Genomic DNA, 12,050 nt, shown 5'->3' on the forward strand with positions numbered 1-12,050 from the left:
CGGCCGCACCCGAACACCTGAGTGCGGCCGGGCCGCCGGAAATACCAAGGTCGTCAAGGACGGTGCGCCCGTTCCGCCTCGACGAGCACGCGGCGCAGCAGTTTGCCGGCCGGGGAACGCGGCACCGAGTCGGTGATCCGCACCGCCCGCAGCCGCTTGTACGGCGCGACCCGCTCGGCGACATACGCCAGCAGCTCCTCCGCCGTGGCGGGACCGCGCAGCACCACATGCGCGACCGGCACCTCACCGGCGTCCGCGTCGGGCCGCGCCACCACGGCCGCGTCGGCGACCGCCGGGTGGGTCAGCAGCAGGTGTTCCAGTTCGGCCGGCGCCACCTGGTAGCCCTTGTACTTGATCAGCTCCTTGAGCCGGTCGACCACGTACAGGTAGCCGTCCTGGTCGAAGTAGCAGAGGTCGCCGGTGTGCAGCCAGCCGTCCGCGTCGATGGTCCGGGCGGTCGCGGCCGGGTCGTCGCGGTAGCCGCGCATCAGCTGCGGGCCGCGGACCCACAGCTCGCCGGTGCGGCCGGCGGCCAGGTCGGTGTGGCTGCCGGGGTCGACGATGCGGGCCTCGGTGCCGGGCACCAGCCGGCCGACCGAACCGCGGCGGGGTGCGTCGAGCGGGCCGCCGGAGATGAAGGCCGACGTCTCGGTCATGCCCAGGCCCTGCGCGACGGCGCAGCCCAGCCGCTCGGCGCACCGCTGTTCCTGGTCGGCGCCCAGCGGTGCCGCACCGACACCGACCGCCCGCAGCGAGGACAGGTCGTAGTCGTCCACCATCGGGTGGTACGCCAGCGCCACCGCGATCGGCGGGACCACGATGGTCAGCGTCGCCCGGTGCCGCTGGATCAGGCTCAGGAACGCCTCGAGGTCGAAGCGGCCCATGGTGACGACGGTGGCACCGGCGGCCAGGCTGCCCGGCAGCACCAGGTTGAGGCCGAGCGCGTGGAAGAACGGCGCCACCGCGACGACCACGTCCTGCTCGTGGAAGCTCAGCGAGGCCTGGCCCTGCCGGATGTTGGTGACCAGCGCGCTGTGCGTCAGCTCGACCCCTTTGGGCAGGCCGGAGGTGCCGCTGGAGAAGGGCAGGGCGGCCAGGTCGCGGTCCGGGTCGATCGGCACGCGCACCGGGGGGTACGAGTGGCCGATCAGCTCGCTGAAGGGGGTGGCTCCGGGGGCCGTACCGAGCACGAACACCTCCTCGACCCCGGCCCGGCCCGCCGCGGCCACCGCCTGCTCGGCCAGTCCCGGCACAGTGACCAGCATCCGGGCCCGCGCGGCCGTCAGCTGGGCGGTGAGCTCCTCGACGGTCGACGCCGGTCCGGCGCCGGTGACGATCCCGCCGGCGGCCATCACCCCGTACGCGATCACGGCGTACTCCGGCAGGTTGGGCAGATGCACGGCCAGGACGTCGCCGGGCGCGAAGCCCCGGGCGACCAGGCCGGCGGCCGTCCGGTCGACGCCGGCGGCGAGATCGCGATAGGTGATCGTGCGGCCGGTGGCCCCGTCGATCAGGGCCGGCTTGCCGCCCAGCCGGGCGGCGTGCCGCAGGACGAGCGCGGGCATGGTGCTCCCGCCGGTCTCCACATCGGGCAGGACACTGCGGATGGTGCTGGAAAGAGTCATGACCGCGACCGTAGGAAGCAAGCGTGTGCGGTCCGTTTCCCGACCGTCGGCGCAGCGTGGTTCGCGGTAATGTCCCTGCTGACGACGGCGGTGGCGATGGCGTTCGAGGAGCTGCGGGTCCAGGTGCTCGGCTCGGCCGAGCTGACCGTGGGTGGGCGTCCACTCGCGGAGCTGGCGTCCGTCAAGGCGGCGGCCCTCGTGTTCTATCTCGCGGTCACCGGCACCCCGCATTCCCGCTCCGCGCTGGCCGGGCTGCTCTGGAGCGAGCTGCCGGAGCCGACCGCGCGGGCCAACCTGCGGCTGGTGCTCACCAAGCTGCGCCGGGCGTTGCCGGAGCACGTGGTGGCGACCCGGCAGACAGTCGCCCTCGCCGCCGACAAGCCCGTCTGGGTGGATGCCGCCGAGGTCGCCCGGGCCGCCACCGCCGAGCACGACGGCACGGAGCTGGCGGAGGCGGTCCGGCTCTGCCGCGGCGATCTCCTCGACGGCTTCACCACGCCCGGCGCGCCGGTGTTCGACGAGTGGCTGACCGGGCGTCGCGCCGCCGTCCGGGCCGACATGCTCGCGGTGCTGGAGCGCGCGCTGCGGTGTGCCCGCAACCAGCGGGACACCGCCACCGGCATCGAGGTCGCCCGCCGGATGCTGGAGCTGGACCAGCTCACCGAGGAGGCGCACCGGGCCCTGATGTGGTTCCTGGCCGCCGCGGGCCGGCGCAGCGCCGCCCTGGCCCAGTACGAGACCTGCCGCTATCTGCTCCGCGAGGAGCTCGGCGTGGAGCCCTCGGCGGCCACCTCGGACCTGCGCGACAAGATCGCCGCGGCCGCCGGCTTCACCGAGCTGCCCGGTCCCGCGCCGGTTGCCGGGCTGCCGCGCCCGCTGACGTCGCTGATCGGGCGGACGGGCGAGCTGGGCCGGCTGCACGCGCTGCTCAACGACCCCGCGTGCCGGTTGGTCACGCTGGTCGGCCCGGGCGGCATCGGCAAGACCCGGCTGGCGGTGGAGATCGCGACCGCCCGGCGGGAGCGCCACCGCGACGGCACGGCGTTCGTGTCCTTCGTGGGCACCGAGGACACCGCCGATGTCGTCGTCAGCGCGCTGGCCCGGGCTCTGGGGACGGCCGGCACGGTGCCCCGGGACCCGCTGGAGGTGCTCACCGAGCACCTGGCCGAGCGCGAGATGCTGCTCGTGCTGGACAACCTCGAGCACCTGAGCGCCGCCGCGGCGACGATCGCCGGCCTGCTGCGCCGGGCGCCGGCGACGCAGATCCTGGTCACCTCCCGCCGCCGGCTCGGGCTGGGCGCGGAATGGCTGGTCGAGGTGCCCGGCCTGCCGTGCCCGCCGCCGGGAGCCGGGGAGCGGACCGCCGGGTACGAGGCGGTGCAGCTCTTCGACGAACGCGCGCGGCTGCTGCGCCCGGGTTACGCCTCCGGTTCCGGCGACGAGGACGTGGCGCGGATCTGCCGGCTGGTGGCCGGCGTCCCGCTGGCCATCGAGCTGGCCGCCCGCTGGGTCCGCGGTGCCGCACCGCGGGCCATCGCCGACCGGCTGGCGGCCGGCCCGGACCTGCTGGAGACCACGTCGGCCGATGTCGAGCCCCGGCACCGCAGCCTGCGGACGGTGATCGACTGGTCCTGCGAGCTGCTCACCGACGAGGAGCGCGGCGTGCTGCGCCGGCTGTCGGTGCTGCGCGGCGGCTTCGACCTGGCCGCGGCCACCGCCGTCGCGGACGCCGGCCTGCCGCTGCTGGCCGCCCTGGTCGACCACTCGCTGGTCACGGTCGGCCCGGACGGCCGCTACAGCATGCACGAGCTGCTCCGGCAGTACGCCGCCGAGCAGCTCGCCACCGACCCGGCGCAGGAGTCACGCACGCGCCGCCGGCACGCCGAGCACTACGCGGCCCGGCTGAGCGGACCGGCCGAGGCGGGGATAGAGGCCGAGAACCTGCGAGTGGCCACGGACTGGCTGCTCGCGCACGCCGATCCGGTCACCCTGGACGCGCACCTGCTGCACCTCTGGCGGTTCCATCGGCGGGCGGGCTGGTTCCGCGAGGCGCTGACCTGCTTCGGTACGGCGTTGCGGCGCGACGACATCACCCTGTTGCACCGGGCCCGCTGGGAGCGCCTGCTCGGCGAGGCCCACCAGCAGCTCGGCGCGGAGCATGCGGCGCGGCACCACCTGGAGCGGGCACTGGCACTGCTGGGCCGGCCGGCGCCGGTGTCGGCCGCCGGCGGGCTACGGGTGCTGGCAGGGCAGACACTGCGCCGGCTCCTGCGTGGTGGCCGCCCGCAGCACCACGACGACCTGCGGGAGATCGCCTACGAGCAGGCCGCCGCCGGGTTCACCATCATCGAGGTCTACTGGGTGCTGCAGGAGCGGATGCCGGTCCTGCCGACCTCACTGCGGGCCCTCGCCGACGCCGAGCGCGCCGGGGACCTCGACCTGGTCCTGCGGTGCCGGGCCGGGCTGGGCATGGTGCTGGGCACGCTCGGCCGGCACCGGCCGGCCCGGCGTCAGCTGGACGCCGTCACCGCGGACGTGGAGCTGACCGCCGATCCGGTGACCATCTGCTGGGTCGGCATCGTGGGCGGCCTGCACTGGCTCGGGGCCGGCGACTGGACGGCGGTCGAGACCGTCACCGGCCGGGTGCGCGAGCTGGGCCGGCGCACCCCGATGCACCGGTGGAGCGACGAAGCCCTGTTGATCGCCTCGGTCGCGTACTACCTGACGGCCCGGTACGAGCAGGCGGCCTCGGTGGCCACCGAGGCGATGACCGCCGGCCGGGACCGCCGGGACCCGGTGGTGCAGAAGTGGGGGCTGCTCGTTCTGATCGAGACCGCCCTGCGTACCGACCCGGCGGATCCGGCCCTGCCCGGGTGGCTGGCCGAGGCCGGGCGGCTGCTGCCGGAAGTGCCCGGAGTCGACACCGGCCGGCTGCACGTGGTGCGGGCCCGGCTGGCCCTCATCGCTGGTGACCGGGCGGGGGCCTGGCAGGAGATACGCACGGCGGATCACCTGGTGGGCCCGCAGCCTTCGCTCGAGCAGTACGCGCTGGAGGCGCACGCCGGTCCGGCCGAGGTATGCCTGGCCCTGCTCGACCCTGCGCCGGCCGCGCCGGAAGTCCGCGCGACGGCCGCGGTCGCCGTACGCCGGTTGCGCCGCTACGCGAGCCGGTTCCCCATGGCCCGGCCGCGTTCGCTGCTCTGCACCGGCCGGCAGGCGCTGCTCAACGGTCACCACGACCGCGCACTGCGGGCGTGGGCTCGGGCGGCGCGGCTGGCCGAGGATCTGCGGATGCCGTACGAGCTGGCCCGGGCGCACGAGGAGCTGGGTTGTCACCTCGCCGCCGGACAGCGGTCGCCGCTGGGCCTCGACCGGGCCGCCCACCTGGCCACGGCTGCCGCCGGATACCGGGCCGCGGGCTGTCACTCGACGCTCTGACCTGTGCAGGAGCAATCCAGGTGCATCGCGGCTTCAGCCACGGCGGTCACATCGTTTCTGAGACTATGAACCGATATAGGCCATCGGTCCGGTAACTGATGGTTCTCCGTCTGGCTGGAGGGACGGCCATGGCAGGTGGGGCGTTGTGGGCACGACGCTGGCTTCGTGGCACGGACACCATGCTGGGCCAGGTCCGCACTCTGTTCCTGGGCATTCTGCTGGTCTGGCCGCTGTTCGGGCTCTGGGGTCTCGGCGGTCACCGGTCCGCGCTGGCCGTTCCGGCCGTGCTGGCCGCGCTGGTCGTGGTGGGCTGGCTCTACGCCGGGTACCGCCGGCAACGGTTCCCCGCCTGGAGCTGGATCTTCGAGGGCGCCTGCGTCGGCCTGGTGGCCGCGGGCTCGGAGTTCGGCATCACCATCGGTCTGTGCATCGTCTGGGTCAACTTCCGGTCGCTGTACGGCCGCCTGCGGGAGAAGATCCTCGCGGTCCTGGTGATCTGCGCGATCATGGGCTTCGGCTTCGCGCGGTTCGACATCCCGGCCGGCGTCGCGATTCCACTGTTCTGCACCGCGCTGATCTCGCTCGGCGTGAACCACGTCCTGGCCCGCGGCAGCAGCGCCCGGGACCGCTCGGCCGACCGGGAGGGCACCCTGGCCTCGGCCGGCGGCGGACTGGTCGCCTCCACCACCCGGGGCGAGGCGATGGACGTGACCCTGGGCGCCGCGCTCAGCATGGACCGGGCCGCGAGCGCCGCGCTCATCTTCACGGTCACCGGGCCGGCCCTGCACGTCATCGCCGCGGCCGGGCACGTGGGCGGCGAGGCCTCCGGCTGGGTCACCGAGCTGACCAAGCTGCCCGAGCAGACCCGGGCGGCGCTGCGGCCGGGCGGCTACGCCATGGTCTGCGATGAGGCCGCCGCCGAGGTCACCGAGGTCCTCCGGCTGCCACCGCACGCCGTGGTCATGCTGGCGCCGATGGCCGCGCACGGCGACGTCTTCGGCATGCTGGTGCTGGCGCTGGACCGGCGCCCGACCGACGACCTCTCGGCGTCGATGACGACCCTGGCCGACGAGGCGGCACTCACCCTGGACCAGCTGCTGAGCCGGTCGCGGCTGAGCATCGTGGTCGAGCACTCGGCCGATGCCCTCATCCTGGCCGGCGAGGTGGGCCTGATCCGCTTCGTCAATCCCGCCGCCGAGATGATGCTCGCGTGCCCCAGCGAGGACCTGCTGGGCAGCGACATCTGGTCGCTGGTGCACGGGAACGACGTGGCCGCGCTGCGTGACGTCGCGTCGTCGTTCGAACGGCCGGCGGCCCTGCCCTGCCGGATCCGCGGCCACGCCGGCGCCGAGTGGACCGACGTGGAGGCCCTGGTCGAGTACGTGAGCGAGCACGACGGCTCCCGCAGCATCGTCTTCACCGCCCGCGACGTCTCCGAGCGGCACCGGCTGGAACTGGAGCTGCGGCACGCGCAGAAGCTGGAGTCGGTCGGCCGGCTCGCCGCGGGCATCGCGCACGAGATCAACACGCCGATCCAGTTCGTCGGGGACAACGTGCGCTTCCTGGAGACCGCGTTCACCGATCTGGACCGGCTGCTCGCGGCGTACCGGGAGCTGGTGGCGACGGCGCAGGCCCACGGTGACATCGAGGCCGCGCTGCACGAGCTGGAGACGGTGGCGACCGACATCGACATCGAGTTCGTGATGGAGGAGGTGCCGGTGGCGATCTCCCAGACCCTGGAGGGCATCAACCGCGTGGCCCACATCGTGCGCGCGATGAAGGCCTTCGGCCATCCCGGCACCGAGGAGAAGAGCCGGGCCGACCTCAACGAGGCCATCAGCAACACCATCGTGGTCGCGAACAACGAGATCAAGTACACCGCCGACGTCGAGACCGACCTCGGCGACCTGCCGCTGGTGCAGTGCCACCTCGGCGACATCAACCAGGTCGTGCTCAACCTGGTGGTCAACGCCGCCCACGCGATCGGGGCGGCGAACCGCGGCCGGGGCACCATCCGGATCAGCACCAGGCTGGACGACGGGTACGCCGTCATCGAGGTCGCCGACACCGGCACCGGGGTGCCTCCGGAGATCGCGGACAAGCTGTTCGACCCGTTCTTCACCACCAAGGAGGTCGGTACCGGCACGGGTCAGGGACTCGCCCTGGTCCGTACCCTGGTGGCCGACCGGCACGGCGGGACGATCGACTTCACCAGCACGGTCGGGGCGGGCACGGTCTTCACCGTACGGCTGCCCGTGGCCGGACTCGACGAGCCGCGGCCGGCCGGCCAGCTCGCGGAGGCGTCGCTGTGACCGGGGCGCCCGCCGTGACCCCGCGGCCGCACATCCTCTTCGTCGACGACGAGCCCCGGATCCTCGGCGGCCTGCGCCGGATGCTGCGGACCCACCGGGACCGCTGGGACATGTCCTTCGCCGAGGGGGCCGAGGCGGCCCTGGCGGCGCTGCGGGACCGGCCCTGCGACGTGATCGTCTCCGACTACCGGATGCCCGGGATGAACGGCGCGCAGCTGCTGGAACGGGTGCGCCTGGAATACCCCGGCACGGCCCGGGTGATCCTCTCCGGCCAGACCAATGAGGACAACCTGCTCAGCATCATGGTGCTGGCCCACGAGTTCCTGACCAAGCCGAGCTCACCGGAGCAGCTGGTCGCCACGGTGGAACGGCTGATCGACGTACGGGCCCCCACCGGTACGGGCGCCCGGCCCGACCGCGCCGACGTGCAGTCACTGCCGAGCCCGCCGCACACCCTCGTCGAGCTCATCGAGGCCCTGGACTCCGACGACGCGTCGGCGTACTCGATCGGCACCGTCATCGAACGGGACCCCGCCGCCACCGCCAAGGTGCTGCAGCTGGTCAACTCGTCGGCGTACACGGTGGGGCGCAAGATCAGCGACGTCGGCCAGGCCACGGCTCTGCTGGGCGTGCAGACGGTCCGCGGCCTGGTGCTCATGCACGACCTGATCCGTACGTTCGACGTCAGCGCCGGGCTGCCGGTGGAGTGGCTGGAGGCGCTGACCCTGCACTCGGTCGAGACGTCCCGGCTGTGCCGGATGCTCGCCGACGGCACCGACTGGGAGAGCAACGCCTTCACCGCGGGCCTGCTGCACGAGGTCGGGCAGCTGGTCCTCGCCTCGATGCGACCGCGGGAGTTCGCCCGGTCGCTGGAGGCATGGCGCTCGGCGGATCCGGCCGACGCCTCCTTCCTGTGCGTGACGGAGTCGTCGGTCATCGGCTTCTCCCACATCGACGCGGGCGCCGACCTGCTGCGGTTCTGGGGGCTGCCGGATCCGGTGATCGAGGCGGTCGCCGGCCACGCCGTGACGGTGCAGCCGGGTGCGGTCGCCGACGCGTCCACCGCCGTCGCGCTGGCCCACTTGGTGGTCGAGGCGGAGCTGGGACCGGTGTGCGGACCGCTCGGTACGCCCGCGCCGGACGACGATCAGCTCGCCGGCCGCGACCTCGAGGTGATCACCCGATGGCGACGGGAGCAGGCGCGGCAGCGGCGTTGATCCCGGCCTCGTCGAGGACCATCAACGGCTCGGCGACGCCTTCCTCGAGGGCGGCGAAGTTGCGCAGCCGGGTGATGAGACCGACGGTGACCTCCTGACCGGCGTTGACCAGCAGGACGTTCGACCGGTTGCGGACGGCGGCGGCCAGCACCATGCCGGCCTGCAGGTCGGCCAGCATCACCCCGCGGATCGTCTCGGCCGCCGCCGCGGCGGTGGACGAGAAGGCCTCCAGCAGGACGGGATCGTAGAGGTGGGACTGCGTCCGCAGGGTCGCCAGCGCGACCGTCGGTGACATCCCCTGCAGCAGCAGCGCGTCGTGGTCCTGCACCAGCCGCAGCAGCCGGCCGCCGAACGGGATCCGGTCGCCGGCCACGCCGTCCGCCGGCGTGCCCGATCCGTCGAATCCCTTGTGCGAGTAGTGGATGCACTCGGCCACCGGGGCCATCCGGGGGATGGGTGAGATGAGCTGCTCGGCCACGGCGGGCAGCTGATCCACCATCTGCTGCTCGGCCGGGGCCAGCTCGGCGCCGGAGTCCAGTTTGGCGGCCACGGTCGGCGGCAGCGAGACGATGCCCAGCTGCGCCATCTCGACGGCGAGCTCGACGGCCCACCGGTCCTCGACCTCCACCCGGTCCAGGATGGCGGAGGCCACCCGGCGCATCCGGGCGGCGCGGCCGAACGCGGCCGGGCTGGCCAGCGACAGCACGTCGGACAGGGCCTTGACGCTGCCCTGCAGGGTGCGTTCCAGCAGCTCGCGTTCGGCGACCACCAGCTTGTGCTGGGTCACGCAGTCGCGCAGGGCGGCCGTCATGGTCTCGGTGTCGACCGGCTTGAGCAGCATCCGGAACACCCGGCCCTGGTTCACGGTGACCGCGGCATCGGCGAGGCTGGTGTGGCCGGTGAGCAGCATGCGCGTGCTGGTGGGGGCGGCCTTCGCGGCCGCGGCCAGGAACTCGGCCCCGTTGATGCCGGGCATCAGGAAGTCGGACACGATCACCGCGAACGGATTGTCCGGCTTGAGGGCGAACAGGCCGTTGGCCGCGCCGACGGCGGTCTCGACGGTGAAGTCGCGGCGCAGCTGCCGCCGGAGGCCGTCGAGGAGGTTCGGCTCGTCGTCGACCAGCAGAATCCGGGGTTTCTCGACCGGCGTCGTCATGCGGGCTCCTCGCACTGGTCCGAATCACCCCAATATATCGATTTGGGGGCTATTCGGTGGCCGGTTCGGCGTTCGCGCGGGTCAGCGAGAGGGTGAAGACCGATCCGCTGTTGAGGGTGGAGACCACCGTGACGTCGCCGCCCATCGCCCGGGCCAGCCGGCGGGCGATGAACAGGCCCAGGCCGGTGCCGCTGGTGCTCATCGTCATCGGGTCCTCGACCCGGTGGAACTTGTCGAAGACCTTCGCGAGCTGGTCGGCGGGGATGCCGCGGCCGTGGTCGCGGACGTCCACGTGCACCCGGGTCCCGTCCAGCCGCATGCCGACCGCCACCTCGGTGTCCTCGGCGGAGTACTTGAGGCCGTTGCCGATCAGGTTGGCGAGCACCTGCAGGGCCCGGCCGTCGTCGCAGTGGGCGAGGACCGGACCCGGCGGCAGGTCGAGCACGACCCGCGCGGAGCCGAGATCACGCGCCGCCTGGGTGGCCAGCGCGCTCAGGTCGTGGATGCCTGCCGACACCTGCAGCGAGACGTCGTCCGGGTTGTCGCCGAAGCGCGAGGCGAGCAGCAGGTCCTCCACCAGGCGGGACAGGTGCCCGGCGCGGTCGCCGATCAGGTTGAGCGCGTCCAGGCGCTTCTGCGGGGTCATCCGCTCCCCGCGCGAGCGCAGCAGGTCGACGTAGCCGATGATCGGCGTCAGCGGCGTGCGCAGCTCGTGCGAGACCATGGCGATGAAGTCGGACTTGAGCCGCTCGGTGCGGTACTCGCGGGTCAGGTCGCTGATCACCACCACGTCGCGGACCAGCAGCCCGGCGGTGAAGACGGCCGAGTGCGCGAGCCGCAGCCGGCGCTGGTCGCCGTCCCGGCGGCGGGCGGTCAGCTCGGTGACGGCCTTCGGCTGCTCGACCGACACCGGCATGAGCAGCCGGCGTTCCTCCTCGACCGGCACGTCCAGCACCTCGACCAGCAGCCGGCCGATCGCCTCGGCGGCGTCGACACCGGTGATGTCGGCCAGCGCCCGGCTCCACACCTGGACGGTGCCGTCACCGTCGATCACCATGATGCCCTCGGCGGACTGCTCCACGACCGCCTGCAGCTTGCTGGTCTCGTCCACCAGCCGGTCCAGGTGCTCGGCGCCGCGCATGGCCACGGCCAGCGCGCTGGCCAGGGAGGCCAGCAGAGTGACGTCGCCGGTGGTCATCCAGCCCCGGCTGCGGTCGCGGGTGGCGAAGGCGGCCGTACCGAATCGGCGGCCGCCGCCCTGCACCGGCACGACCACCATGCGGCGCAACCCGCCGGGCAGGTCCTCGGCCAGGTGCACCGGGCCGTCGATGCGGCCGAGTGCGGCGAGATGCCGCGGGATCGGCCCGTGCCGCAGCGAGGTGGGATCCGTGCCTTCCACCGACAGGGCCGCGTCGTCGTTCTCCAGCACCACGACGGCCAGGTCGGCGCCGAACGCCTCGCGCACCAGCACCAGGAACTGACGCACCACGTCCTCGCGTTCGGCCAGGGCGTGCGACAGCTGGAGCAGGCACGCGGACCGGGCGTGCTCGTCGGCCTCCCGCGCCGCCGCCCGGTACGCGTAGGTGACGGCCAGGGCGGGCATCGCCATGAACGGCAGCAGCAACGGCGAGTGCAACGCGATCTCGGTGGTGGTCAGCCCGGTCACCATCGTCCCGACGGCCATGTACGCCGACAGCCGCGCCTCCGAGCGCACGATCCGCCACGGCGCGACCTTGTTGAGCACGCCCAGGATCTGCGCCAGGCACAGCAGGTTCACGCCGGTGAAGGCGAGCGTGCCCACCACCACGCCGACCAGGACGCCCAGGGTCATCTCACCGGGCCGGCCACCGAGCAGATGCACTATCAGGATCAGCACGGCGGTGGCGGCCGTGTAGGTGCCGAGGTTGAAGATCGCCTTGACCACCGGGCGCCGTTGCAGCGTACCGGCGAGGACGAGCCCGGCGGCTGCGGCGATGAGGGCGTCCCGGGGCGGCAGCAGCAGCACGTCGATGATGAGCGCCGCCTCGTAGAGGCTGAGCTCCTCGACGGCCTCGCCGTGCCGCAGCCGCACCACGGCCATCTCGGCCAGACAACTCAGCACGATCAGCCCGGGCAGCAGCGCCGCGGCCGGCACGCCGAGTCCGCGCAGCACGCTGTCGTACCCGGCCAGGCCGAACGCGACGAGGCCGGCCAGGGCGGCGCCCACCAGGACGACGCCCAGGACCCGGCGCTGGATCGGATCACGCAGGTGAGCGCGCAGGGCGCCGGCCGCCCGGGACATCCCCGGGCCGCCGGCGCCGAC

The 12,050-nt window shown here is 73.3% G+C and carries 6 protein-coding genes; 3 read left to right on the forward strand and 3 right to left on the reverse strand.

Annotated elements, in window-relative coordinates; all coding sequences use genetic code 11:
* Positions 1-53: 53 nt before the first annotated feature.
* Positions 54-1,625 (reverse strand): AMP-binding protein, encoded by a 1,572-nt coding sequence (locus tag ACWEOZ_RS38775; RefSeq protein ID WP_451915658.1) that lies wholly within the window; start codon positions 1,623-1,625, stop codon positions 54-56.
* A gap of 69 nt (positions 1,626-1,694) precedes the next feature.
* Between ACWEOZ_RS38775 and ACWEOZ_RS38780 the strand changes: the two genes are divergently transcribed.
* From ACWEOZ_RS38780 to ACWEOZ_RS38790, 3 genes are all read left to right on the forward strand, one after another.
* Positions 1,695-5,063, forward strand: coding sequence for an ATP-binding protein (locus ACWEOZ_RS38780; RefSeq protein ID WP_451915659.1), 3,369 nt, complete (start codon positions 1,695-1,697; stop codon positions 5,061-5,063).
* A gap of 143 nt (positions 5,064-5,206) precedes the next feature.
* The gene (locus ACWEOZ_RS38785; protein ID WP_451915660.1) at positions 5,207-7,375 is read left to right on the forward strand and encodes a two-component system sensor histidine kinase NtrB; all 2,169 of its coding nucleotides are present in this window, start codon (positions 5,207-5,209) and stop codon (positions 7,373-7,375) included.
* Positions 7,372-8,592, forward strand: a complete 1,221-nt coding sequence (locus ACWEOZ_RS38790) for an HDOD domain-containing protein (RefSeq protein WP_451915661.1) — start codon at positions 7,372-7,374, stop codon at positions 8,590-8,592. Before ACWEOZ_RS38785 ends, ACWEOZ_RS38790 begins: the two co-directional genes overlap by 4 nt.
* Here the strand turns inward: ACWEOZ_RS38790 and ACWEOZ_RS38795 are convergent.
* Together ACWEOZ_RS38795 and ACWEOZ_RS38800 are read right to left on the reverse strand one after the other, a co-directional pair.
* The gene (locus ACWEOZ_RS38795; RefSeq protein ID WP_451915662.1) at positions 8,552-9,748 is read right to left on the reverse strand and encodes an HD domain-containing phosphohydrolase; all 1,197 of its coding nucleotides are present in this window, start codon (positions 9,746-9,748) and stop codon (positions 8,552-8,554) included. The genes ACWEOZ_RS38790 and ACWEOZ_RS38795 overlap by 41 nt on opposite strands.
* Before the next feature lie 49 nt (positions 9,749-9,797).
* Positions 9,798-12,050: sensor histidine kinase (locus ACWEOZ_RS38800; protein WP_451915663.1), on the reverse strand; the 2,253-nt coding region annotated here is incomplete at its 5' end.

The organism is Actinoplanes sp. NPDC004185 (assembly GCF_053603475.1).